Raw genomic sequence first — 23933 nt, 5'->3', positions numbered from 1 at the left:
TAAATTGAAATGCCAGGATTAATTGGAAGAAAAATCGGAATGACATCCGTTTTCAGTGCCGACGGTAAGAATATTCCGTGCACTGTTATCGAAGTAGGTCCTTGTGTTGTAACCCAGGTTAAGACCGTAGAGAAGGATGGTTACAAGGCTTATCAGTTAGGTTTCGGCGAGGCTAAGGAGAATCGCACTTCTCAGCCTATGATGGGAATCTTCAAGAAGGCAGGCACAACACCTAAGAAGCACTTGGCCGAGTTCAAGTTTGATGAGGAGTACAACCTCGGTGACACCATTACAGTTGATATCTTCAACGGCTGCAAGTTCGTTGACGTAATTGGTACATCAAAGGGTAAAGGCTTCCAGGGCGTTGTTAAGCGTCACGGATTCGGTGGTGTAGGTCAGTCTACTCATGGTCAGGATGACCGCGCTCGCAAGCCGGGATCTATTGGTGCATGTTCTTACCCTGCAAAGGTATTCAAGGGTATGCGCATGGGCGGCCAAATGGGAGGTGATAGAGTAACAACTCAGAACCTTCAGGTGTTAAAGGTAATTCCAGAGCAGAATCTCCTTATCGTTAAGGGTTCTTTCGCTGGATGCAAAGGTTCAACTGTTTTAATTGAGAAATAATGGAAGTTAGCGTATTAGATATCAAAGGTCAGGAGACCGGCCGCAAGGTAGCTCTTAATGATGCAGTCTTCGGCATTGAGCCTAACGATCACGTTCTCTACCTCGACGTAAAGCAGTATCTCGCTAACCAGCGTCAGGGTACAGCTAAGTCTAAGGAGAGAAGCGAGATGAGCGGTTCTACTCGTAAGCTTGGTCGTCAGAAGGGCGGCGGCGGTGCTCGCCGTGGTGATATTAACTCACCTGTACTCGTAGGTGGTGCTCGCGTATTTGGTCCTAAGCCACGTGATTACCGCTTCAAGCTCAACAAGAAGGTAAAGATTCTTGCTCGTAAGTCTGCTTTGTCTTATAAGGCACAGGAGAGCGCAATCGTGATGTTGGAAGATTTCACTTTTGAGGCTCCAAAGACTAAAGAATTCTTAAGTGTTCTTAAGAATCTTAAAATCGAGGGCAAAAAGGTACTCTTTGTTTTGCCAGAATCAAATAAAAACGTATATTTGTCTGCACGTAACTTACAGCGCGCTGAGGTTATCCTCGCATCTAACGTCAATTCGTACAAAGTTTTGAACGCTGATGTAGTAGTGATTACTGAGAAGTCGCTTGAGACTATCGACCAGATCTTAACAAAGTAAAAAGGAGATATTAGAATATGGCATTTATTATCAAACCATTGGTTACTGAGAAGATGACCAAGATTACAGACAAGCAGCCTAACCGCTATGGCTTCGTTGTTCGTCCTGAGGCTAATAAGCTCGAGATTAAGAAGGAAGTTGAGAGTCTGTATAATGTTACAGTAGTTGACGTGAACACAATTCGCTACGCTGGCAAGCGCTCTGCTCGTTACACTAAGGCAGGTCTTGTTAAGGGTCAGAAGAATGCGTTCAAGAAGGCAATCGTTACTCTGAAGGAGGGCGATACAATTGATTTTTACAGCAATATTTAAAATAAAAAATGGCAGTACGTAAATTAAAACCGGTTACTCCGGGTCAAAGACACAAGGTTATTGGCACGTTCGAGGATATTACTGCATCCGTGCCAGAGAAGTCTCTCGTTTACGGTAAGCGTTCTACCGGCGGTCGAAACAACACCGGTAAGATGACCGTTCGCTACATTGGCGGTGGTCACAAGCAGAAGTATCGTTTAATCGACTTCAAACGTGAGAAAGATGGTGTTCCAGCAGTTGTTAAGACAATCGAGTACGATCCAAACCGTTCGGCTCGTATCGCGTTGCTTTACTACGCTGATGGTGAAAAACGTTACATTATTGCTCCTAACGGACTTCAGGTAGGCGCTACTTTGATGTCAGGTGCAGATGCTGCTCCTGAGATCGGTAACTGTCTTCCTTTGGCAAACATCCCTGTAGGTACAGTGATCCACAACATCGAGTTGCGTCCTGGTCAGGGTGCTTTGTTGGTTCGTTCGGCTGGTAATTTTGCTCAGTTGACTTCTCGTGAGGGCAGTTATTGTGTAATTAAGCTCCCTTCTGGTGAAACACGCCAGATTTTGAGTGCTTGTAAGGCTACAGTTGGTAGTGTTGGTAACTCAGACCACGCACTTGAGCAGTCTGGTAAGGCTGGTCGCTCACGCTGGTTGGGTCGTCGTCCACACAACCGTGGTGTTGTTATGAACCCTGTTGATCACCCAATGGGTGGTGGTGAAGGTCGCCAGAGTGGTGGTCATCCACGTTCACGTAAGGGCTTGTACGCTAAGGGTCTTAAGACTCGCGCACCTAAGAAGCTTTCTAACAAGTATATTATCGAAAGAGCTAACAAAAAATAAAGAGTAAATTATGAGTCGTTCACTTAAAAAGGGTCCATACATCAACGTTTCTCTCGAGAAGAAGATTCTCGCTATGAACGAGAGTGGCAAGAAGAATGTTGTTAAGACATGGGCTAGAGCTTCAATGATATCTCCTGATTTCGTAGGACATACTGTTGCAGTTCATAACGGTAATAAATTTATCCCTGTTTATGTTACAGAGAATATGGTTGGCCACAAGCTTGGAGAGTTCGCTCCAACACGTCGCTTTGGCGGTCACTCTGGTAACAGAAAGTAAGCTAAGGGTTAAACCATTTAAAAATTTAAGTAAATAATGGGAGCAAGAAAACATATTGCGGCTGAGAAATTGAAAGAAGCCCGTAAAAACTTGTACTTCGCTAAGTTGGTAGGCGTTCCTTCTTCTCCACGTAAGATGCGCTATGTAGTAGACATGATTCGTGGTATGGAGGTTAACCGTGCACTCGGAGTACTTCGCTTCTCTAAGAAGCAGGCATCTGCTGACGTTGAGAAATTACTTCGTTCAGCTATCGCTAACTGGGAGGCAAAGAATAATCGCAAGGCTGAAGACGGTGAGCTTTATATCAGTAAGGTCTTCGTTGACGAAGGCGTTACAATGAAACGTATGAGACCTGCACCACAGGGTCGTGGTTATAGAATCCGTAAGCGTTCTAACCATGTTACTCTCTTTGTTGATGCAAAAACTAATGACGAAAAATAATTAAGTAGAATGGGACAGAAAGTTAATCCGATTAGTAACCGACTTGGTGTTATCCGTGGTTGGGATTCAAATTGGTTCGGTGGTAAGAACTTCGGTGACAACCTCGTAGAGGATCAGAAAATCCGTAAGTATCTTAACGAGCGTCTTGCTAAGGCAAGTGTTTCTCGTATCGTTATCGAACGTACATTGAAGCTTGTTACCATTACTATTTGCACAGCCCGTCCAGGTATTGTCATTGGTAAAGGTGGTCAGGATGTAGATAAGTTGAAGGAAGAGTTGAAGAAGCTTTATAAGAAAGATATTCAGATCAACATCTTCGAGGTTAAGAAGCCTGAGCTTGATGCTACCATCGTAGGTAAGAACATCGCGAGCCAGATTGAGCACATGATTGCTTATCGTCGCGCTATCAAGATGGCAGTTGCTAACACTATGCGTGCTGGTGCTGAGGGTATCAAGATTCAGATTACAGGTCGTCTGAACGGTGCTGAAATGGCACGTAAGGAAATGTACAAGGAAGGTCGTACACCTCTCCATACATTCCGTGCAGACATCGACTACTGCCAGTGCGAGGCACTTACCAAGGTAGGTTTGCTTGGCATCAAGGTATGGATTTGCCGTGGTGAGGTTTATGGTAAGGCTGATCTTACTCCAAACTTCTCACAGGACAACAAGAGCAACAACCGTGGTAACGGCCGCTCTAACAACCGTGGTGGTAATCGTAAAAGAAACAATAACCGTTAAATTTTAGAAAGCTATCATGTTACAGCCAAAAAGAGTAAAATATAGAAGACCTCAAGATGGTCGTGGCAATAAGGGCAACGCTCACAGAGGTACACAATTGGCATTCGGTTCTTTCGGCATCAAGACTCTTGAGTCAAAGTGGATCGATAGCCGTCAGATTGAGGCAGCTCGTGTGGCATTGAACCGCTACATGAACCGTCAGGGCCAGGTCTGGATTCGCATTTTCCCTGATAAGCCAATCACTCGTAAGCCAGCCGATGTCCGAATGGGTAAAGGTAAGGGTGATCCAGCAGGATGGGTTGCACCTGTTACGCCAGGTCGTATTCTCTTCGAAGTAGAGGGTGTAAGCTTCGACATTGCAAAGGAGGGACTCCGTCTTTGCGCTCAGAAGCTTCCTGTGAAGACTAAGTTTATTGTTAGACGTGATTACGATAAAAACGCTTAATTATGAAGATTGCAGAAATTAAAAATATCGAGACCAAGGAATTGGTTGAGAAGCTGGAGGCAGCAGTTGACGCTTTGAACAAGAAGAAGATCAACCACAACGTAACTCCACTTGAGAATCCATCAGAGATTAAGGTTGCTCGTCGTGATATCGCACGTATGAAAACTGAACTTCGTCAGAGAGAACTTAACAAATAATAATGGTCCAGATGGAAACAAGAAATTTAAGAAAAGTAAGACAGGGTGTTGTTATCAGCAACAAGATGGATAAAACCATTGTTATTGCAGCTAAGTTCAAGGAGATGCACCCTATTTATGGTAAGTTTGTCCAGAAGACAAAGAAGTACCATGCACATGACGAGAACAATGAGGCTAACGTAGGTGATACAGTTATGATCATGGAGACTCGTCCTCTGTCTAAGACAAAGAGATGGAGATTAGTACAAATTGTAGAAAAAGCTAAGTAATTATGATACAGGCAGAATCAAGACTTACAGTATGTGATAACAGCGGTGCTCGCGAGGCTCTTTGCATTCGAGTTCTCGGTGGTACAGGCCGTCGTTACGCTAGCGTTGGTGACGTGATTGTCGTTGCTGTCAAGAACGTTATCCCATCAAGTGATTTGAAGAAGGGTGCAGTATCAAAGGCTTTGATTGTTCGCACAAAGAAGGAGATTCGTCGTGCAGACGGTTCATATATCCGTTTCGACGATAACGCTTGTGTATTGCTCAACAATGCAGGTGAGCTTCGTGGTAGCCGTATCTTCGGCCCTGTTGCTCGTGAGCTTCGTGCAGTTAATATGAAAGTCGTTTCTTTGGCACCTGAGGTTCTTTAATATTTTAAAAGTATAAAGTAATGAGTAAGTTACATATTAAGAAAGACGATACCGTTATCGTTATTGCCGGTGCTGATAAGGGCAAGACAGGTAAGGTGCTCAAGGTCCTCGTTGACGAGAACCGTGCCATCGTAGAGGGTGTGCACATGGTATCTAAGAGCACTAAGCCATCTGCACAGAATCCTCAGGGAGGCATCGTAAAGCAGGAGGCTCCTATTCATATCTCAAATTTGAGTTTGATCGATCCTAAGAGTGGCAAGGCTACTCGCGTTGCTATCAAGCATGAGGGTAAAAACGTTGTTCGCATCGCTAAAAAGTCAGGGGAGGAAATCAAGTAATGGATACAGCACAGTTAAAGAAAGTATATAAGGAGACAATCGCTCCTGCTCTTCAGAAGCAGTTCAACTATTCTTCAGCAATGGAGATTCCAGTTTTGAAGAAGATTGTCATCAACCAGGGTCTCGGTGACGCTACACAGGACAAGAAGATTGTTGACGTAGCTATCAACGAGATTACTGCTATCACCGGTCAGAAGGCTGTTGCTACATATTCTAAGAAGGATATCGCAAACTTCAAGCTTCGTAAGAAGATGCCTATCGGTGTTATGGTAACATTGCGTCGTGAGCGTATGTACGAGTTCTTGGAGAAGCTCGTTCGTGTTTCTCTTCCTCGTATCCGCGACTTCAAGGGTATTGAGAGCAAGTTCGATGGCCGTGGTAACTACACATTGGGTATCACAGAGCAGATCATCTTCCCAGAGATCAACATCGATGAGATTGACCGTATTCAGGGTATGAACATCACCTTCGTTACAACTGCTAAGACAGACGAGGAAGGTTTTGCACTTCTGAAGGCATTCGGTCTTCCATTCAAGAACGCAAATAAAGATTAAGAGATATGGCAAAAGAATCAATGAAAGCTCGCGAGATTAAGCGTGCAAAGCTTGTAGCTCGTTACGCTGAGAAGCGCGAAGCTCTGAAAAAGATTATTGCAACTTCTAATGATCCAGCCGAAGCATACGAGGCAGCTCGTAAGCTTCAGGCTATCCCTAAGAATGCAAACCCTATCCGTCTTCACAACCGTTGCAAGATCACTGGTCGTCCAAAGGGTTATATCCGCCAGTTCGGTCTTTCACGTATCCAGTTCCGTGAGATGGCTTCTGCAGGTTTGATTCCAGGTGTTAAGAAGGCAAGCTGGTAATCTTTACAGGCAAGGAATTTTTTATTATTTAATATTGTCGGGGTAGTCCCGATTAATTAAACATTTATATTTTATGACAGATCCAATAGCAGATTATCTGACAAGACTCAGAAACGCAATCATGGCTCATCACCGTGTTGTAGAAGTTCCTGCGTCTAACTTGAAGAAAGAGATTACAAAGATCCTCTTCGAGAAAGGTTACATCCTCAACTACAAGTTTGTAGAGGATGGTCCTCAGGGCTCAATCAAGGTTGCCTTGAAGTACAACCCAACTACAAAGCAAAACGCTATCAAGTGTTTGAAGCGCGTGTCAACTCCAGGTTTGCGTAAGTACACTGGTTACAAGGACATGCCAAGAGTTATTAACGGATTAGGTATTGCTATCTTATCTACATCCAAAGGTGTAATGACAGACAAAGAGGCTTCTGATCTTAAGATCGGTGGCGAGGTTCTTTGCTATATTTATTAATTGGAGGCTTTTATATGTCTAGAATAGGAAAATTGCCAATTAGTATCCCTGCAGGTGTTACTGTAAACTATGACAACGATTCACACGTTTGTACAGTAAAGGGCCCTAAGGGTGAACTTTCTCAGTGGATTGATCCATCTATCAAGTTTATCAACGCAGATGGTCAGATTAGCTTTGAAATCGATGAAAATAGTCCTGTAAATGTTAAGCAGAAGCAGGCTTTCCACGGTTTGTATCGCTCTCTCGTTCACAACATGGTTGTTGGCGTTAGCGCTGGTTATACAAAGGTTTTGGAATTGGTAGGTGTTGGTTATCGTGTTTCTAACCAGGGCAACTTGATCGAGTTCGCTTTGGGTTACACTCACCCTATTTTCATCCAGTTGCCTAAGGAGATTAAGGTTGAGACTAAGTCTGAAAGAAACCAGAACCCAATCTTGACATTGGAGTCATGCGACAAGCAGTTGTTGGGACTCGTTTGTGCAAAAATTCGTTCTTTCCGCAAGCCTGAGCCTTATAAGGGTAAGGGTATTCTCTTCAAGGGTGAAGTTATTCGCAGAAAGTCTGGTAAGAGTGCTTCAGCTAAGTAATTTTAATTATTTACGATTATGACAACAAAGAAAGTAGAAAGACGAATTAAGATAAAGTTCCGCATTCGCAAGAATGTTAACGGAACAGCTGAGCGTCCACGTCTCAGTGTATTCCGCTCTAACAAGCAGATTTACGCTCAGGTTATTAATGATTTGACAGGCACTACACTTGCATCAGCTTCTTCACTCGGTTTGGAGAAGATGCCTAAGCAGGAGCAGGCAACCAAGGTTGGCGAGCTCATCGCAGAGAAGGCAAAGGCTGCTGGCGTTGAGTCAGTAGTTTTCGACCGTAACGGTTATCTCTACCACGGTCGCGTAAAGCAGTTGGCTGACGGTGCTCGTAATGGTGGTCTTAAATTTTAAACGATTATGGCAATGGATAAAGTAAAGGTAAATAACGAAGAAGTACTTAAGGATCGCTTGGTTGCAATCAACCGTGTAACTAAGGTTACCAAGGGTGGTCGTACTTTCACATTCGCTGCTATCGTCGTTGTAGGTGACGGTAACGGTGTTATCGGTTACGGTCTTGGTAAGGCAGGTGAGGTTACAGCTGCTATTGCTAAGGGTACTGAGGCTGCTAAGAAGAACCTGGTTAAGGTTCCTGTACTCAAGGGTACAGTTCCTCACGAGGTTGAGACAGCTTTCGGTGGTGCTAAGGTTCTCATCAAGCCAGCTGCTGCCGGTACTGGTTTGAAGGCCGGTGGTGCTATGCGTGCTGTTCTTGAGAGCGTAGGTATCAAGGACGTTATTGCAAAGTCTAAGGGTTCATCTAATGCCCACAACCTGGTAAAGGCTACTATCGCTGCTCTCGCAGAGATGCGTGATGCTTACACTGTAGCAGGTGAGCGTGGTATCAGTATGGATAAAGTATTTAACGGTTAATTAGGATTTATCGAATATGGCAACAATTAAAGTCAAGCAGATTAAGAGTAAGATCGGTGCTCCAGTTGATCAGAAGCGTACACTCGCTTGTCTGGGTCTCCGCAAGATTTCTCAGGTTGTTGAGGTAGAGGATACTCCTAGCAACCGTGGTATGATCCGTAAGGTTCATCACCTCGTAAGTGTAGTTGATTAATTAATCTCAAAAAATTAGGAACGATTATGAAATTAAATAATTTGAAACCTGCTGCAGGTTCTACCCATTCACGTCGTCGTATTGGTCGTGGTCCAGGTTCTGGTCTCGGTGGTACTTCTACACGTGGTCACAAGGGTGCCAAGGCTCGTTCTGGTTATAAGAGAAAGATTGGTTTCGAAGGTGGTCAGATGCCATTGCAGCGTCGTGTTCCAAAGGCTGGTTTCAAGAATATCAACCATAAGGAGTACTTCGCAGTAAACCTTTCAACTCTTCAGGCTCTTGCAGAAGCAAAGAACCTTACAAAGATCGGTATTGAGGAACTCAAGGCAGCTGGTCTTACCAATGGTAAGGAGCTCGTTAAGGTTCTCGGTAACGGTGAACTCAAAGCAAAATTGGAAGTTGAAGCTAATGCTTTCTCAAAGACTGCCGAAGAAGCAATCAAGGCAGTAGGTGGTAACGCAACTATAATCTAAGTAATGAAAAAGTTTATTGAGACACTAAAGAACTGTTGGAAGATTGAGGACCTCCGTCAGAGACTCCTCATTACTCTTCTGTTTACGGCTATTTACCGTTTTGGCTCGTTTGTGGTACTTCCGGGTATCAATCCGAGCATGTTGGAAAAATTGCAGTCGCAGACCTCAGGCGGTCTTATGTCGCTTTTGGACATGTTCTCTGGTGGTGCATTTTCTAATGCGTCTATCTTCGCATTGGGAATTATGCCTTATATCTCAGCTTCAATTGTTATGCAGCTTCTTGCTGTCGCTGTACCTTACTTCCAGAAGATGCAGCGCGAGGGCGAGAGCGGCCGCAAGAAAATACAATGGTACACTAGAGTCCTGACTGTAGCCATCCTGGTCTTTCAGGCTCCTAGTTACCTTCTGAATTTGAAGATGCAGGCTGCTAACGCTTTGGCAACGGGTATTAGCTGGACCGTCTTTATGATTCCAGCTACTATCATCCTTGCAGCAGGAAGTATGTTTATTCTCTGGCTTGGTGAGCGTATCACGGATAAGGGAGTTGGTAATGGTATCTCTCTCATCATTATGATCGGTATCATCGCTCGTTTGCCTCAGGCATTCGTGCAGGAGATGACCTCTCGTTTGCAGGCTATCTCTGGTGGTGGTTTGATCATGTTCATTGTAGAGATCCTTATTCTCTACGCTGTAGTTTGTGCCTCAATTCTTCTGGTACAGGGTACACGTAAGATTCCGGTTCAGTACGCTAAGCGATTGGTTGGTAACAAGCAGTACGGTGGTGCACGTCAGTACATCCCATTGAAGCTTTTCGCAGCCAACGTAATGCCTATCATCTTTGCGCAGGCTTTGATGTTCATTCCATTGGCAGTAGTTCGCTACCAGTCTGAAAATGCAAGTAGCGTTGTTCAGCAGCTGATGGATAACCGCAGTTTACTTTATAATGTAATCTATGTAATCCTCGTGATTGCATTTACATATTTCTACACTGCTATTACATTGAACCCAACTCAGATGGCGGAGGATATGAAGCGTAACAATGGTTTCATTCCAGGTGTTAAGCCAGGTAAGGATACCGCTGAGTACATTGATACCGTAATGTCTCGTATTACTTTACCAGGTTCATTATTTATTGCATTTATTGCGATTATGCCAGCTCTTGCAGGACTTCTTGATGTGCAGCAGGCCTTCTCACAATTCTTCGGAGGTACTTCTCTGTTGATTTTGGTAGGTGTTGTGATTGACACATTGCAGCAGATCGAGAGTCATTTGCTTATGCGCCACTATGATGGTCTTCTCAATTCAGGCCATACTCGTCAGGGTGGTGTTGCTGCATATTAATCTTTATCTTTTGAAATGCAGATATTTCTGAAGACAGAGGATGAAATTAACCTGATGCGCAAGGCTAACCAACTCGTTGGCGCAACGCTTGCGGAATTAGGTAAACATATAAAACCAGGTGTAACGACTCTCCATTTGGATAGGGTAGCCGAGGAGTTCATCCGTGATCACGGTGCGATTCCAACGTTCAAGAATTTTCCTAATCCTTATGGAGAGCCTTTTCCCGCTAGTATATGTACTTCCATCAATGATGTAGTAGTACATGGTATTCCTAGTGAGAAGGACGTGCTGAAGGATGGTGATATTATCTCCATCGACTGCGGCACCCTTTTAGAAGGTTTCAATGGTGACAGTTGCTATACTTTCGCTGTTGGAGAGATAACTTCCGATGTTCAACAACTCCTTAAGGTAACTAAAGAATCTTTGTACCTGGGTATCGAACAGGCTGTGGCAGGAAAGCATTTGGGTGATATTGGTTACGCCGTACAGACTCATTGCCAGCAATATGGTTATGGAGTAGTACGAGAGCTAACAGGTCATGGCATTGGCAGGGCTATGCACGAGGATCCTCCCGTTCGTAATTACGGCAGTCGTGGTTCCGGCATTCTGTTAAAGGAAGGAATGTGCTTGGCTATTGAGCCGATGATAACAATGGGCGACCGTCAGATTGGCTTGCTCCCCGACAAGTGGAGCATAGTTACTAGAGATCGTCAACCAGCAGCTCATTTTGAGCATACAATCGTTGTTCGAAAAGGTAAAGCTGAAATTTTATCTTCATTCGTAGAAGTTGAACATTTAGAAGGACAAAAAATTTAATTATGGCAAAACAGGCCGCTATTGAGCAAGATGGAACAATTGTAGAGGCATTATCAAATGCTATGTTCCGCGTTGAATTGGAGAATGGTGTTGACATTACTGCCCACATCTCTGGTAAGATGAGAATGCATTACATCAAGATTTTACCTGGTGATAAGGTGAAGGTGGAAATGAGTCCATACGACTTGACTAAGGGTAGAATTGTTTTTAGATACAAATAATTATCACATATAAGGTTATGAAGACAAGAGCATCATTGAAGAAGCGTTCAGCTGATTGCAAGATCGTACGTCGTAAGGGTCGTCTCTTCGTTATCAACAAGAAGAACCCTAAGATGAAATTGCGTCAGGGCTAATGTTAAAGTTCTGTAAAAGTATGGCTGTTTCAAAAAAAAGTTGTACTTTTGCACCGCTTTTAACGCAAAGTATTAATTTTTTAATTTTTTATTAAACAATGGCAATAAGAATTGTTGGAGTAGATTTGCCCCAGAATAAGCGTGGCGAAATCGCATTGACCTATATCTATGGTATCGGTCGAAGTAGTTCAGCAAAGATATTGGATAAGGCAGGTGTAAGCCGTGACCTGAAAGTCAGCGAGTGGACTGACGATCAGGCAGCCAAGATCCGTGAAATTATCGGCGCTGAGTTCAAGGTTGAAGGTGATCTCCGTTCAGAGATCCAGATGAACATTAAGCGACTGATGGATATTGGTTGCTATCGTGGAGTTAGACATCGTAATGGTCTTCCAGTTCGCGGTCAGAGCACAAAGAATAATGCTCGTACTCGCAAGGGTAAGAAGAAGACTGTTGCTAATAAGAAGAAGGCTACTAAGTAATTCTAAGGAGGAAATTAATTATGGCAAAGCAAAAAGCAACATCTAAGAAGAGAAACGTACGTGTTGACGCAATCGGTCAGCTCCACGTACACAGCTCATTCAACAACATCATTGTATCTCTTGCTAACAACGAGGGTCAGGTTATCTCTTGGTCTTCAGCTGGTAAGATGGGTTTCCGTGGTTCTAAGAAGAACACTCCTTATGCTGCTCAGATGGCTGCAGAGGATTGTGCAAAGGTAGCTTTCGACCTTGGTCTTCGCAAGGTTAAGGCATACGTAAAGGGTCCAGGTAACGGTCGTGAGTCTGCTATCCGTGCCGTACACGGTGCAGGTATCGAGGTAACTGAGATCGTTGACGTAACTCCATTACCACACAACGGATGTCGCCCTCCAAAGCGTCGTCGTGTATAATAGCATTCATTGATACAAACATTATAGCATTTTATAAATATTATGGCTAGATATATAGGTCCGAAATCTAAAATTGCGCGTCGTTTTGGTGAGCCAATCTTCGGCGCAGACAAAGTTTTGTCCAAGAGAAACTTCCCTCCTGGACAGCATGGCAACAACCGTCGTCGCAAGATGTCTGAGTACGGTGTCATGTTGGCAGAGAAGCAGAAGGCTAAGTACACTTACGGTGTATTAGAGCGTCAGTTCCGTAATATGTTTGAGAAGGCTGCTAAGGCTGAGGGTATTACTGGTGAGGTTCTTCTCCAGAATCTCGAGTGCCGTCTCGACAACGTGGTATTCCGTCTTGGTATCGCTCCTACTCGTGCTGCTGCACGTCAGTTGGTGGGTCACAAGCACATCACTGTTGATGGCAAGGTAGTTAATATCCCTTCATTTGCAGTTAAGCCAGGTATGGTAGTTGCCGTTCGTGAGAAGTCTAAGTCTCTCGAGGTAATCGAGGCAGCACTTGCTGGTTTCAATCATAGCAAGTACCCATGGATTGAGTGGGACGACAATTCTAAGAGTGGCAAGTTCTTGCACAAGCCAGAGCGTGCTGACATTCCAGAGAATATTAAGGAGCAGTTAATCGTTGAGTTGTACTCTAAATAAATCATTAAATTAATGGCGATATTAGCATTTCAAAAACCTGATAAAGTAGTAATGCTGGAGGCTGACAACCAGTTCGGAAAGTTTGAGTTCCGTCCGTTGGAGCCTGGCTTTGGTGTTACCATCGGTAACGCCTTGCGCCGCATTCTCCTTTCATCATTGGAGGGTTACGCTGTGAACACCATCCGCATCGCGGGTGTTGAGCACGAGTTCTCTTCAGTTCCTGGTGTAAAGGAAGATGTTACCAACATTATCTTGAATCTCAAGCAAGTTCGATTCAAGCAAGTAGTAGAAGAATTCGAGAATGAGAAAGTTAGTATCACCGTTGAGAATTCTACAGAATTCAAGGCTGGTGATATAGGCAAGTATCTGACTGGATTTGAAGTGTTAAACCCTGATTTGGTGATTTGTCATTTAGACTCCAAAGCTTCGATGCAGATTGATCTGACAATTAATAAGGGACGTGGATACGTTCCTGCTGATGAGAATCGTCAATTCTGCACAGACGTTAACGTTCTCCCAATCGATTCCATCTACACCCCTATCCGTAACGTAAAGTATGCGGTTGAGCCATATCGTGTTGAACAGAAGACCGACTATGACAAGCTCGTACTCGAAGTTACAACAGATGGTTCCATTAGTCCTAAGGATGCGCTGAAAGAGGCTGCGAAGATCCTTATCTATCACTTCATGCTCTTCTCTGATGAGAAGATTACCCTGGAGAGTCCTGATCAGGATACCAACCAGGAGTTTGATGAGGAGGTTCTTCACATGCGCCAGTTGCTCAAAACTCGTCTCGTAGATATGAACCTCAGTGTTCGTGCGCTCAACTGCTTGAAGGCAGCTGATGTAGATACCTTGGGTGATTTGGTTCAGTTTAACAAGACTGACCTCTTGAAGTTCCGCAACTTCGGTAAGAAATCGCTCTCAGAGCTTGATGATTTGCTCGAGAGTCTGAATCTGTCTTTTGGAACTGATATTTCAAAGTATAAATTAGACAAGGATGCGTAATGCATCCTTTGTCCAAAAAGAACAAAAATTAAAATGAGACACAATAAGAAATTCAACCATTTAGGTCGTACTGCTTCTCATCGTAACGCGATGTTGGCTAACATGGCTGCATCACTTATCTTGAGTGAGCACAAAAGAATCACTACGACCCTCGCAAAGGCAAAGGCTCTTAAGAAGTATGTTGAGCCACTGATCACACGTTCAAAGAATGATACAACTACATCACGTCGTGTTGTTTTCCGTTATCTTCAGAACAAGTACGCTGTGAAGGCTCTCTTCGGTGAGGTAGCTGAGAAGGTAGCTAACCGTCCTGGTGGTTACACTCGCGTTATCAAGTTGGGTACCCGTCAGGGTGACGCAGCTGAGATCGCTTTCATCGAGCTCGTTGACTTTGATGAGAACATGGCTAAGACTCCTAAGGCTGCTGCTAAGAAGACTCGTCGTAGTCGCAAGGCAACAAAGGCTGAGGAGGCTCCTGCAACTGAGACACCTGCAACTGAAGAGGCTGCAGCTGAATAAGTTACAACTGATCTCACTATATATTAGCGCTTCTGTCGTTAGACAGAGGCGCTTTTTTTGTTTTAGGGGATTCCCTAACTTTATTTAGGGATTCTTTCTTGATGTTTTCAATAAATAGTTGTACTTTTGCAGCAGAATTAAATGATATGGTTATGAAAAAAGTGATTCTTTTGATGCTCTGTTCTTCGTTGGTGATGAGCAGTTGCGATACATATACTGGCAGTGGAGCCTATGCTGGAGGTTCCATCGGCTCCATTCTCGGTTCTGCTATCGGTGGATTATCTGGTGGACCTAGAGGTTCTGATATGGGAACCATCATCGGCATGGCTGGCGGTGCTGTTGTAGGTGCTGTCATCGGAAGTCAGGCAGATAAGGCGCAGGCTGACCGTGAAGCAGCTTACAAGCAGGATAGAGTAGAGCGGCGCTCCGGAAGTGATTACAGCAATACTCCCGTAACTGATAATCCGGAGATCTTTGATTCCAACAATGGGGGTGATGACCGTCTCTATGATTTCAAGGGCAAGGACTATACCGGCGATTACAGTGCCCAGCAGCCTACTACTTCGATGCCGACTGCTACCGTTGAGGAGCTTGGTGCCCGATTCTCCTATTCTCCTACTTTGGAGATTGTGAATGCTCGGTTTGTTGATGACAACGAAGATAATTGTTTGAATCGCAATGAAACCTGCAAGGTGATATTCGAGATTGTCAACCGAGGTCATGAGCCGGTTTACGATGTTGTTCCAACCGTGGTTGAAACCACCGGCAACAAGCATATCTTCATCTCGCCGAGTATCCATGTCGAGAAGATTTCCCCAGGATCGGGTGTTCGATACACCGCAATGGTGAAAGCGGATAGAAAGTTAAAGGATGGAATGGCACGGTTCTGTGTGAGTGTGATTCACGAGGGAAAATCCATTTCCAAGGTCAATGAATTCAATATCCCTACCAAGAGATAATAATCCCCTAGTAGTTGCAACATAAAATCAAAAAAAGCAAGAAACAGCTTGATTGCTGGTTCTTGCTTTTTTCTTTTTTGGGGGGAGTATAAAGCTTTTGCCCTTTCAGGGCGTATTGTACATAGCTGGTTTACCCAGGGTGTTGCCCTGGGCTAGGAGCTTCTGCCCTTTCAGGGCGTGTTGGTGCTGGGAGCTTTTGCCTTTTAGGGCGTGTTGGTGCTGGGAGCTTTTGCCTTTTAGGGCGTATGGCGGTGATGAGGGGCTTTTTCTTTTGCTTCGACCTTGGCTTTAGCTTTTTCCTTTGCCTCGATCTTTGCTTCAGCCTTCTCCCTTGCCTTTTCCTTCTTTTCGAAATAATGTTTTGGTTCAAACTCAGCCATTTCGAAATCTATCTTCGGGAGCTTGCTATCCTCAGGCTTGAAAGGAACAGGGTTATCCAGTCTTTCTACCTTCACCGTAGCCACACCCTGCGAAATCATGTCGATTTCTTTCGCGGCTGCCCAGGAAAGGTCGATGATTCTTCCCCTTCCGAACGGACCACGGTCGATCACTTCAACGATTACACTCTTGTCATTTCTCAGATTCGTAACCTTCAGCATCGTGCCGAAGGGATAATAACGGTGTGCACACGTCAGACTGTCATGGTGGATTCTCTGTCCACTTGCCGATCTGGCACCTGTGGCACGTTTAGAGTAATAGGATGCCTTGCCACGCTGATGCTTCTGACCGCAGCATGGGATGCATGATAATGTACTCAGAAATGTACTCAATAATGCTATGATAAATAATCTTCTTTTCATAACTTCTCGATATTTTGTTTGCAAATATATAAAAAAACGATGAAAAATGCAAGAAAATCTCAGAAAATCAGTATCTTTGCACTATAATTCGCTACACATATGGAAAATAATGTACCCCAAGAGTGGAATAAGTTCTATTTGAAAGACGTATCATTTGTCAATCTCATGATGCGACGTATCTACAATGTCTTGATTGTAGCCAACCCTTACGATGCGTTCATGCTAGAAGATGATGGACGCATCGAGGAGAAGATATATAATGAGTATATGGAGCTGGGACTCCGTTATCCCCCAACCTTCACCCAGGTCTCAACCACCGAAGAGGCAGCCCAGGTGCTGCGCTCCACCGTCATCGACCTCGTCATCTGTATGCCGGGCAATGCCGACAACGATGCCTTCGATGTGGCGCGCGATATCAAGGGCAAGTTCCCGAATATCCATTGCGTGGTACTCACCCCGTTCTCCCACGGCATCACCAAGCGAATGGAGAACGAAGACCTCAGCATCTTCGATTACGTGTTCTGCTGGCTGGGCAACACCAACCTCATCCTCTCCATCATCAAGCTCATAGAGGATAAGATGAACCTGGAGCACGATATCCGGGAGGCAGGCGTGCAGATGATACTCCTGGTAGAAGACTCCGTGCGCTTCTACAGTTCCATCCTGCCCAACCTCTACAACTATATCCTCGAGCAGAGCAAGAATTTTTCCAAGGAAGCCCTCAACCGCCATGCTGCCACGATGCGAATGCGTGGCCGTCCGAAGGTGGTGCTCGCCCGTACCTACGAAGAGGCGCAGAAACTCTACGATAAGTATTCCAACAATACCCTGGGTGTCATCAGCGATGCCCGATTCCCGTTGAAGAGTGCCGCCAAGGCTTTTGGCAACGAGGTGGAGCAGGAGGCGAATCCCGAGCACGGCACCGATACCTTCGGACGTGAGAAATGTCCTGATGCCGGATTGCGTCTCTTCCGTTACATCCGCAAGACCGATCCGTTCGTGCCGCTCATCATCGAGAGTTCCGAGAGCGACAACCGTGCCAAGGCAGAAGCCGAGGGATTCCGCTTTGTAGATAAGAACTCCAAGAAGATGAGTGTGGATCTCCGTCGCCTGATGGAGAAGCACATGGGCTTCGGCGATTTCATCTTCCGCGATCCGAAAACCCACGAGGAAATCATGCGCATCCGCAGTCTGAAGGAGTTGCAGGATAACATCTTCAACATCCCCAACGATTCGATGCTCTATCATATCAGCCGCAACCACATGAGCCGTTGGCTCTGTGCCCGTGCCATCTTCCCGGTTTCCGCCTTCCTGAAGCACGTCACCTGGGAGAAGCTGCAGGATGTGGATGCCCACCGGCAGATCATCTTCGATGCCATCGTGCAGTACCGTCACATGAAGAACCTGGGCGTGGTTGCCGTGTTCGACCGTATGAAGTTCGACAAGTACGCCCATTTTGCCCGCATCGGCGAAGGATCGCTGGGTGGAAAGGGCAGGGGACTAGCCTTCCTTGACAACATCATCAAGCGCCATCCCGAGTTCAACCAGTATGAGAATGCCACCGTGCAGATTCCGAAGACCGTGGTGCTCTGTACCGATATCTTCGACGAGTTCATGATGAGCAACAATCTCTATCCGATAGCTTTGAGCGATGCCAGCGATGATGAAATCCTGAAGCACTTCCTCCATGCTCAGCTGCCCGATTCGCTGATAGCCGACTTCTTCACCTTCTTCGAGGCAACGAAGAGTCCTATCGCCATCCGTTCCAGTTCGTTGCTCGAGGATGCCCACTATCAGCCTTTCGCCGGCATCTATTCCACCTATATGATACCTTATCTCGCGGATAAGTATCAGATGCTCCAGATGCTCGCCTGCGCCATCAAGGGCGTGTATGCCTCGGTGTTCTATCGCGATTCCAAGGCATACATGACCGCCACCCGCAACGTCATCGACCAGGAGAAGATGGCGGTAATCCTGCAGGAGGTGGTGGGCAAGGACTATGGCACCCGCTATTATCCTACGATGAGTGGCGTGCTCCGTTCGCTCAACTATTATCCTATCGGCGATGAGGAGGCAGAGGAGGGTATTGCCAGTCTTGCCCTCGGATTGGGTAAGTATATCGTGGATGGCGGTCAGACCCTCCGCGTCTGTCCGTATCATCCGCATCAGGTGCTGCAGACTTCCGAGACGGAGATGGCGCTGCGCGATACCCAGACCCAGTTCTACGCCCTCGACATGAAGCATGTGGGCGATGACTTCAAGGTGGATGACGGATTCAATATCCTCAAGCTCCGCGTGAAGGATGCGGTAGAAGACCAGAGTCTCAACTACATCGCCTCTACCTTCGACCCTTACGATCAGGTCATCAACGACGGTGTGTATGAAACCGGCCGCAAGCTCATCACCTTTGCCGGAGTGCTCCAGCACGATGTGGTACCCCTGCCGGAACTCATGCAGATGTCGATGAAGTGCGGTTCCGAGGCGATGCGCCGACCGGTGGAGATTGAGTTTGCCTGCAATATCCATGCCGACAAGACCTGCGATTTCTATCTCCTCCAGATCCGTCCGATCGTGGATGCCAAGGAGATGCTCGACGAGGATGTCAGGGCGATACCGGATGCCGACTGTCTGCTCCGTTCCCACAACTCCCTGGGCCATGGCATCAGCGAGGATGTCACCGATGTGGTGTATGTGAAGTACGATGACCACTTCTCGGCGATGAACAACTTCTATGTAGCCGATGATATCGAGCGCATCAACCGCAAGTTCCTGGCAGATGGCAAGAATTATGTGCTGATAGGTCCGGGCCGCTGGGGATCGAGTGATCATTACCTGGGCGTACCGGTCAAGTGGCCTCATATCAGTGCCGCCCGCGTCATCGTAGAGGTGGCATTGAAGAATTACAACATCGATCCGAGTCAGGGCACCCACTTCTTCCAGAACCTCACCTCTTTCGGCGTGGGCTATTTCACGGTAGATACCAATACCGAAGAGGGAGGCTTCGTGAACAAGGAGATATTGGATGCGATGCCAGCCGTAGAGGAGACGCAGTATGTGCGCCATGTACGCTTCGACCGTCCGCTCAGAATCCTGATGGATGGCAAGAAGCAGGAGGGAGCTGTCCTGCATCCGCAGGAATAGGCTCCCGGCACTGCCGGCATCAAGAATAAAAAAGTGTTCAGTAAAAAAGAAATAGAATAAAAAAATGTTGAACCAAGAAACAGAAAACCATTCAGTGAGCGACAAGAAATATCTTGTCCCGTTCATTCTCATCACGTCGCTCTTCTTCTTGTGGGGCTTCGCGCGTGCCATTCTCGATGTGCTCAACAAGCACTTCCAGAATGCCCTGCACATCAGTATCACCCAGTCAGCCCTGATCCAGGTAACCACCTATCTGGGTTATTTCCTCATGGCTATACCGGCGGGCATCTTCATCAATAAGTATGGCTATCGCCGTGGCGTAGTGTTCGGCCTCCTGCTCTTCGGTCTGGGTGCCATCTTCTTTATTCCGGGGGCATCGATAGGCAGCTTCTCAGCCTTCCTCTTCTGCCTCTTCGTCATCGGATGCGGACTGGTGTTCCTCGAAACAGCCGCCAATCCATACGTTACCGAACTGGGTGCCAGGGAGACCGCTACCAGCCGATTGAACCTCTCGCAGTCGTTCAATGGACTGGGCAGCATCTTTGCCACCTTCTGCATCGGTCAGTTCCTCTTCAATGATACGCAGCAGGGCGGCAATGTGGTCATACCTTATGCCATCCTGGGCGTTCTGGTGCTTGCCATCGCCGTGGTGTTCTCCCGTGTCGATCTGCCGGAAATCCAGCACCAGCAGACGACGGAAGACAAGGCGAAGGGCAGCAATATCGCCAAGCTCTTTGCCAACCACAGGATGTTCGTCTTCGGCCTCTTTGCCCTTCTGAGCTATGAGGTAGCCGAGATATCCATCAATTCCTACTTCATCAATTTCGTCACCGGCATGCATTGGATGAGCGACCGCACCGCCTCTCTCGTCCTCACCCTTGCCCTGGCGTTCTTCATGGTAGGCAGATTCCTGGGCAGCTGGATCATGCGCCATATCCAGGCAACCACCATGCTCCTCATCTGTGCCGTGGGCAGCGTGGTCTGCGTCGGACTGGTGCTTTGCGATCTGGGCATCGTATCGCTGGTAGCCCTGGTGGGCAACTATCTTTTCGAGGCAATCATGTTCCCTACCATCTTCAGCATCGCCCTCACGGGATTGGGCAATCTCACCAAGTCGGCATCCTCGCTCCTGATGATGACTCCGATAGGTGGATGCGGCTTCCTGCTGATGGGAATGATAGCCGATACCACCCATGTCACCCTGCCTTTCGTGGTACCTTTCGTGGGTTTTCTCATCGTCTTGGCTTATGCCGTTCGGGAGTACAAATTGCAAAGTGCAATTAGCAAATAAGGGGTTTTAGGCGACTAAAAAGGGGGAATTAACTTTTTTAACTCGCTTGTAACACGAAAAAGTAAGCATATTTTTTGCTGTCTCAAAAGAAAAAGTTAAATTTGCACTCGGTTATGGTGGGGGCGTTTAGAATCCACCAGATAAAAATGAATAGAATGTTTCATTAAACAATAAAATTAATAACAATTATGGCAGTAGATTACAAGAAAATCGGTCTTGTGAACACTAAGGAAATGTTCGCAAGAGCTATCAAGGGCGGTTGGGCCGTTCCTGCTTTCAACTTCAACAACTTGGAGCAGCTCCAGGCTATCATCCAGGCTTCTTCAAACTTGAAGTCACCAGTTATCCTCCAGGTATCTAAGGGTGCTCGTAAGTATGCTAACCCTACATTGCTCCGCTACATGGCAGAGGGTGCTGTAGAGTATGCTAAGGAGTTGGGTTGCAACCATCCTGAGATCGTTCTCCACCTCGATCACGGTGATAGCTTCGAGACATGTAAAGACTGTGTAGATTTCGGTTTCTCTTCTGTAATGATCGATGGTTCTGCTCTTCCATACGAGGAGAACATTGCATTGACAAAGAAGGTTGTTGATTACGCTCATCAGTTCGGTGTAACTGTAGAGGGTGAGCTCGGTGTCCTCGCTGGTGTAGAGGATGACGTAGTAGCTGAGGAGTCTCACTATACAAAGCCTGAGGAGGTTGTTGATTTCGCTACACGTACAGGTGTTGATTCATTGGCTATCTCTATCGGTACTTCTCACGGTGCTTACAAGTTCAAGCCAGAGCAGTGCACACGTGACCCTAAGACTGGTCACCTCGTTCCTCCTCCATTGGCATTCGACGTATTGGCAGCAGTTGAGGAGCAGCTTCCTGGTTTCCCTATCGTTCTCCACGGTTCTTCTTCAGTTCCTCAGGAGTATGTTGATATCATCAACAAGTTCGGTGGTAAGTTGCCAGATGCAGTTGGTATCCCAGAGGAGCAGTTGACTAAGGCTTCTGAGAGCGCTGTTTGCAAGATCAATATTGACTCTGACTCTCGTCTTGCTTTCACAGCAGGTGTTCGTGAGACATTGGCTGAGCACCCAGAGTACTTCGACCCACGTCAGTACTGCGGTAAGGCTCGTGAGTACATGGTTGACCTCTATAGCCACAAGATCAAGGATGTTCTTCATTCTGACAACAAGTTGGCTAACCTCGACTAATCTTCGAGATTTATCAACCCAAAATAGTAGCGGGAATCCTTCGGGGTTTCCGCTTTTTTAATGCCCTTTTCTTTCATCTTTCTTTCATTTTGTTATGTAACAGGATTGTTGTGTGCGTGAACGTTCTGTGTCTTCACATAATTTAACCTAAAAAGTTTGGAGCGTATTACTTTTTTCTCTAAATTTGCAGCCGAACAAATGTAAGAACTACATTTTGAGATTCTTGTATATCATTTGTATATTGTAAAAGATGATTTAGGCCGAAAGGTTATTTTGGAAGTCTTCCAGAGTGCTGCAACCCCGCAGATGCTTGTAAGAGGAGACCAGGTTTAAATGATTGAATAACAATTAGTAAATGATAAAATATGAAAAAGTTTTTTGGAATGGTCATCACTTGTATGATGGCATTGGGTTTAGTAAGCTGCAGTGCGGCTGACGATGATTTGACGGGCGATACAACAACACGTGTCAACACCGTTACAACAAAGTCAAACTTCTCACTGCTCAGTTATTCACAGACAACCGGTGCTGAGGTAAATGAAACCTCTAACATCAATGGTGAGAACAACGAGAAGCTGGTATGCAAGGTTCTTTCTGGTGGTCAGTTGCAGTTGACTCACAAGAATGTAATCTTTGATGAGGGCACAAATATCAAGTTTGACTCTCAGTTAGTTGGCAACAAGATTATCATCACCGAGACAGGCGATTACGGCAAGTCTGGTAAGTATGGTTATTTCACTCTTGTTGCGAAGGTTGGAATAGTTAAGGATGGTGACTATGTGATCGTAGTTAAGAGAAACGACCACACTCGCGAGGAGTTCAATATGCATTACGACTCTTCAAAGGCGAAATAAGATAGGGTATATGATTAATACAATACCTTACGATTATGATTCAATATAAATAGGTAGAATAGATAATATAATATAGAAAGTGTGATTAAAGAATGTAAATTGAATAATTAAATAATGTATTTGAATAATAGTAAATGTAAATGTAAATGATAATAAGTTGAGCGTCGCTCAGACGACCAGTCTAGTTTTTTTTTATTAATTGTTATTGATTACGCTGATGAGCAGTTCCGGCGTACAGTCCTTTAAAACCACGATGTTGCCTTTGTCTAATAAGTAAATCGTAGGCATCGCCTTGATGCTGTAAGTAGCACTAATCTGATCATCCGCAATGATTCTGAGCATTCTGTATTCAGCAGGAATGGTCTGTTTTTTCAGCCACGCCGTAACCTTGTGGCAATTCTCGCATTCCGGATCATAGAAGTAGAGTATCACCTTTTCGTTCTGATAGTCAGTCAACTGATGCATTTTTCCATCTTCCAGCTTGAAGGAGAGGTTGGTAGCCTTGGTGCCTGGCAGGTTTTTCCGTGCCGCCTTCCACTTGAAGTCGATGCGTTCCTTTTCCGCTTCATCGAAGTAAGGCGACTTCTTCATTTCCGCCAGGAAGAAGCTATACACCCTGTCGTTTCTCATCGGCGACTGTGGGTCGTCGAAATAATGCTCTATCAGGCTCTCGAATTTCTCCTTGGCAGGCTTCTGTGCGTAAGCCTTGGCAGTGAAGGCGCTGATGCCTTTCTGGGCAATCTCGTCGTTGAAACGGGCGAGGATATCGATGAAGTTGACGAATCCCTGTTCTGTAATCTCCTCATTTTTCAGTTGGGTAGTATCAGCAAACTGATAGTTGTCCCAGTAGTGCTCGCTGAGGTAGGTAGCGCGCTGTTCTACGCTGCGCAGCGTATCAGGCAGCGCAGGGTAGGGGAATGTATTCTGCGCCTGGGTATTCAGGCAGCATATCATGAGCATGCATGCGATAAGATAAGAGATATGTCTTGCTTTCATCATTTCATCATTTTATTATTTGTTGAATCTGTAATTCTTCTCCGGTAATTATATTTCCTCGCAAGCCACCATTTCCGTTCCGCGGTAGATGACCACCAGCTTGTGGAGCTTTGTAGTCTTTACCGCTTCTCTGACCATATCACTTTCCGCATAGCGGGAGATTTGAGCAGAA

General features: G+C 45.8%; 36 protein-coding genes. 34 read left to right on the top strand and 2 right to left on the bottom strand.

Annotated features, from left to right (window positions below):
* Nucleotides 1-9: 9 nt before the first annotated feature.
* The 30 genes from rplC to DW657_RS04585 all read left to right on the top strand — a co-directional run bounded on the left by rplC (nucleotide 10) and on the right by DW657_RS04585 (nucleotide 15477).
* Nucleotides 10-624 (top strand): 50S ribosomal protein L3, encoded by a 615-nt coding sequence (rplC, locus tag DW657_RS04730; protein ID WP_089543927.1) that lies wholly within the window; start codon nucleotides 10-12, stop codon nucleotides 622-624.
* Entirely contained in the window at nucleotides 624-1253 is a 630-nt protein-coding gene (gene rplD / locus DW657_RS04725) for a 50S ribosomal protein L4 (protein ID WP_089543926.1), read from the top strand. The genes rplC and rplD overlap by 1 nt, the downstream gene beginning before the upstream one ends.
* A 17-nt stretch (nucleotides 1254-1270) precedes the next feature.
* On the top strand, nucleotides 1271-1564 hold the full coding sequence (gene rplW / locus DW657_RS04720) for a 50S ribosomal protein L23 (protein WP_006848834.1): 294 nt from the start codon (nucleotides 1271-1273) through the stop codon (nucleotides 1562-1564).
* Nucleotides 1565-1572: 8 nt separating this feature from the next.
* Nucleotides 1573-2400 (top strand): 50S ribosomal protein L2, encoded by an 828-nt coding sequence (rplB, locus tag DW657_RS04715; RefSeq protein ID WP_006848833.1) that lies wholly within the window; start codon nucleotides 1573-1575, stop codon nucleotides 2398-2400.
* Between the two features lie 10 nt (nucleotides 2401-2410).
* Nucleotides 2411-2677 (top strand): 30S ribosomal protein S19, encoded by a 267-nt coding sequence (gene rpsS / locus DW657_RS04710; RefSeq protein ID WP_006848832.1) that lies wholly within the window; start codon nucleotides 2411-2413, stop codon nucleotides 2675-2677.
* Nucleotides 2678-2713: 36 nt separating this feature from the next.
* Entirely contained in the window at nucleotides 2714-3118 is a 405-nt protein-coding gene (rplV, locus tag DW657_RS04705) for a 50S ribosomal protein L22 (RefSeq protein WP_006848831.1), read from the top strand.
* Nucleotides 3119-3127: 9 nt separating this feature from the next.
* Nucleotides 3128-3859 carry a 30S ribosomal protein S3 gene (rpsC, locus tag DW657_RS04700; RefSeq protein WP_089543924.1) on the top strand — a complete coding sequence of 244 codons (732 nt, stop codon included), beginning with the start codon at nucleotides 3128-3130 and terminating at the stop codon, nucleotides 3857-3859.
* Between the two features lie 16 nt (nucleotides 3860-3875).
* Entirely contained in the window at nucleotides 3876-4304 is a 429-nt protein-coding gene (gene rplP, locus DW657_RS04695) for a 50S ribosomal protein L16 (RefSeq protein ID WP_006848829.1), read from the top strand.
* Nucleotides 4305-4306: 2 nt separating this feature from the next.
* On the top strand, nucleotides 4307-4501 hold the full coding sequence (rpmC, locus tag DW657_RS04690; RefSeq protein WP_006848828.1) for a 50S ribosomal protein L29: 195 nt from the start codon (nucleotides 4307-4309) through the stop codon (nucleotides 4499-4501).
* Between the two features lie 2 nt (nucleotides 4502-4503).
* Nucleotides 4504-4770, top strand: coding sequence for a 30S ribosomal protein S17 (gene rpsQ, locus DW657_RS04685; protein ID WP_006848827.1), 267 nt, complete (start codon nucleotides 4504-4506; stop codon nucleotides 4768-4770).
* Between the two features lie 2 nt (nucleotides 4771-4772).
* Nucleotides 4773-5138 (top strand): 50S ribosomal protein L14, encoded by a 366-nt coding sequence (gene rplN / locus DW657_RS04680; RefSeq protein WP_089543923.1) that lies wholly within the window; start codon nucleotides 4773-4775, stop codon nucleotides 5136-5138.
* Nucleotides 5139-5158: 20 nt separating this feature from the next.
* A complete protein-coding gene (rplX, locus tag DW657_RS04675) occupies nucleotides 5159-5476 on the top strand; it encodes a 50S ribosomal protein L24 (protein ID WP_089543922.1) in 318 nt (105 codons plus the stop codon).
* The gene (rplE, locus tag DW657_RS04670; protein WP_022122149.1) at nucleotides 5476-6030 is read left to right on the top strand and encodes a 50S ribosomal protein L5; all 555 of its coding nucleotides are present in this window, start codon (nucleotides 5476-5478) and stop codon (nucleotides 6028-6030) included. The genes rplX and rplE overlap by 1 nt, the downstream gene beginning before the upstream one ends.
* A gap of 5 nt (nucleotides 6031-6035) precedes the next feature.
* The gene (gene rpsN, locus DW657_RS04665; protein ID WP_089543921.1) at nucleotides 6036-6338 is read left to right on the top strand and encodes a 30S ribosomal protein S14; all 303 of its coding nucleotides are present in this window, start codon (nucleotides 6036-6038) and stop codon (nucleotides 6336-6338) included.
* 73 nt (nucleotides 6339-6411) lie between these two features.
* A complete protein-coding gene (gene rpsH, locus DW657_RS04660; RefSeq protein WP_006848822.1) occupies nucleotides 6412-6807 on the top strand; it encodes a 30S ribosomal protein S8 in 396 nt (131 codons plus the stop codon).
* Nucleotides 6808-6821: 14 nt separating this feature from the next.
* The gene (gene rplF, locus DW657_RS04655) at nucleotides 6822-7394 is read left to right on the top strand and encodes a 50S ribosomal protein L6 (protein WP_089543920.1); all 573 of its coding nucleotides are present in this window, start codon (nucleotides 6822-6824) and stop codon (nucleotides 7392-7394) included.
* A gap of 18 nt (nucleotides 7395-7412) precedes the next feature.
* The gene (rplR, locus tag DW657_RS04650; RefSeq protein WP_089543919.1) at nucleotides 7413-7757 is read left to right on the top strand and encodes a 50S ribosomal protein L18; all 345 of its coding nucleotides are present in this window, start codon (nucleotides 7413-7415) and stop codon (nucleotides 7755-7757) included.
* Nucleotides 7758-7763: 6 nt separating this feature from the next.
* On the top strand, nucleotides 7764-8276 hold the full coding sequence (rpsE, locus tag DW657_RS04645) for a 30S ribosomal protein S5 (protein ID WP_117662536.1): 513 nt from the start codon (nucleotides 7764-7766) through the stop codon (nucleotides 8274-8276).
* Between the two features lie 16 nt (nucleotides 8277-8292).
* Nucleotides 8293-8469, top strand: coding sequence for a 50S ribosomal protein L30 (gene rpmD / locus DW657_RS04640; protein WP_089543917.1), 177 nt, complete (start codon nucleotides 8293-8295; stop codon nucleotides 8467-8469).
* Between the two features lie 26 nt (nucleotides 8470-8495).
* Nucleotides 8496-8942: a 50S ribosomal protein L15 gene (gene rplO / locus DW657_RS04635; protein ID WP_006848817.1), complete on the top strand. Its 447-nt coding sequence runs from the start codon at nucleotides 8496-8498 to the stop codon at nucleotides 8940-8942.
* 3 nt (nucleotides 8943-8945) lie between these two features.
* Nucleotides 8946-10283 (top strand): preprotein translocase subunit SecY, encoded by a 1338-nt coding sequence (gene secY / locus DW657_RS04630; RefSeq protein WP_089543915.1) that lies wholly within the window; start codon nucleotides 8946-8948, stop codon nucleotides 10281-10283.
* A gap of 15 nt (nucleotides 10284-10298) precedes the next feature.
* The gene (map, locus tag DW657_RS04625; RefSeq protein WP_118311594.1) at nucleotides 10299-11099 is read left to right on the top strand and encodes a type I methionyl aminopeptidase; all 801 of its coding nucleotides are present in this window, start codon (nucleotides 10299-10301) and stop codon (nucleotides 11097-11099) included.
* A 2-nt stretch (nucleotides 11100-11101) separates the two neighbouring features.
* A complete protein-coding gene (gene infA / locus DW657_RS04620) occupies nucleotides 11102-11320 on the top strand; it encodes a translation initiation factor IF-1 (RefSeq protein WP_006848815.1) in 219 nt (72 codons plus the stop codon).
* Nucleotides 11321-11337: 17 nt separating this feature from the next.
* A complete protein-coding gene (gene rpmJ / locus DW657_RS04615) occupies nucleotides 11338-11454 on the top strand; it encodes a 50S ribosomal protein L36 (protein ID WP_006848814.1) in 117 nt (38 codons plus the stop codon).
* A 98-nt stretch (nucleotides 11455-11552) separates the two neighbouring features.
* Nucleotides 11553-11933: a 30S ribosomal protein S13 gene (gene rpsM / locus DW657_RS04610; RefSeq protein ID WP_117662532.1), complete on the top strand. Its 381-nt coding sequence runs from the start codon at nucleotides 11553-11555 to the stop codon at nucleotides 11931-11933.
* 20 nt (nucleotides 11934-11953) lie between these two features.
* A complete protein-coding gene (rpsK, locus tag DW657_RS04605; protein ID WP_089543913.1) occupies nucleotides 11954-12343 on the top strand; it encodes a 30S ribosomal protein S11 in 390 nt (129 codons plus the stop codon).
* A gap of 42 nt (nucleotides 12344-12385) precedes the next feature.
* The gene (gene rpsD, locus DW657_RS04600) at nucleotides 12386-12991 is read left to right on the top strand and encodes a 30S ribosomal protein S4 (RefSeq protein ID WP_089543912.1); all 606 of its coding nucleotides are present in this window, start codon (nucleotides 12386-12388) and stop codon (nucleotides 12989-12991) included.
* A gap of 12 nt (nucleotides 12992-13003) precedes the next feature.
* Nucleotides 13004-13999, top strand: coding sequence for a DNA-directed RNA polymerase subunit alpha (locus DW657_RS04595; RefSeq protein WP_089543911.1), 996 nt, complete (start codon nucleotides 13004-13006; stop codon nucleotides 13997-13999).
* 33 nt (nucleotides 14000-14032) lie between these two features.
* Complete coding sequence (rplQ, locus tag DW657_RS04590) at nucleotides 14033-14518, top strand: 50S ribosomal protein L17 (RefSeq protein WP_118311593.1); 486 nt, start codon at nucleotides 14033-14035, stop codon at nucleotides 14516-14518.
* A gap of 152 nt (nucleotides 14519-14670) precedes the next feature.
* Entirely contained in the window at nucleotides 14671-15477 is an 807-nt protein-coding gene (locus tag DW657_RS04585) for a hypothetical protein (RefSeq protein ID WP_118311622.1), read from the top strand.
* A gap of 236 nt (nucleotides 15478-15713) precedes the next feature.
* Here the strand turns inward: DW657_RS04585 and DW657_RS04580 are convergent, their stop codons facing one another.
* On the bottom strand, nucleotides 15714-16277 hold the full coding sequence (locus DW657_RS04580) for a septal ring lytic transglycosylase RlpA family protein (RefSeq protein WP_089543907.1): 564 nt from the start codon (nucleotides 16275-16277) through the stop codon (nucleotides 15714-15716).
* 99 nt (nucleotides 16278-16376) lie between these two features.
* Between DW657_RS04580 and DW657_RS04575 the strand changes: the two genes are divergently transcribed.
* The 4 genes from DW657_RS04575 (at nucleotide 16377) to DW657_RS04560 (ending at nucleotide 22765) form a co-directional block, all read left to right on the top strand.
* Nucleotides 16377-19418: a PEP/pyruvate-binding domain-containing protein gene (locus DW657_RS04575; RefSeq protein WP_118311592.1), complete on the top strand. Its 3042-nt coding sequence runs from the start codon at nucleotides 16377-16379 to the stop codon at nucleotides 19416-19418.
* A 64-nt stretch (nucleotides 19419-19482) separates the two neighbouring features.
* Entirely contained in the window at nucleotides 19483-20709 is a 1227-nt protein-coding gene (locus tag DW657_RS04570; RefSeq protein WP_118311591.1) for a sugar MFS transporter, read from the top strand.
* Between the two features lie 188 nt (nucleotides 20710-20897).
* Entirely contained in the window at nucleotides 20898-21911 is a 1014-nt protein-coding gene (locus DW657_RS04565) for a class II fructose-bisphosphate aldolase (RefSeq protein ID WP_118311590.1), read from the top strand.
* A 365-nt stretch (nucleotides 21912-22276) separates the two neighbouring features.
* Nucleotides 22277-22765: a hypothetical protein gene (locus DW657_RS04560; protein ID WP_147327873.1), complete on the top strand. Its 489-nt coding sequence runs from the start codon at nucleotides 22277-22279 to the stop codon at nucleotides 22763-22765.
* 195 nt (nucleotides 22766-22960) lie between these two features.
* Here DW657_RS04560 and DW657_RS04555 read toward each other — a convergent pair whose 3' ends face one another.
* On the bottom strand, nucleotides 22961-23764 hold the full coding sequence (locus DW657_RS04555) for a DUF5106 domain-containing protein (RefSeq protein ID WP_118311589.1): 804 nt from the start codon (nucleotides 23762-23764) through the stop codon (nucleotides 22961-22963).
* Between the last annotated feature and the right edge of the window lie 169 nt (nucleotides 23765-23933).

The sequence above is a fragment of the Prevotella sp. AM23-5 genome (assembly GCF_003473645.1).
GTDB lineage: Bacteria > Bacteroidota > Bacteroidia > Bacteroidales > Bacteroidaceae > Prevotella > Prevotella copri_A.
This window is presented reverse-complemented; position numbering and strand designations above follow the sequence as displayed.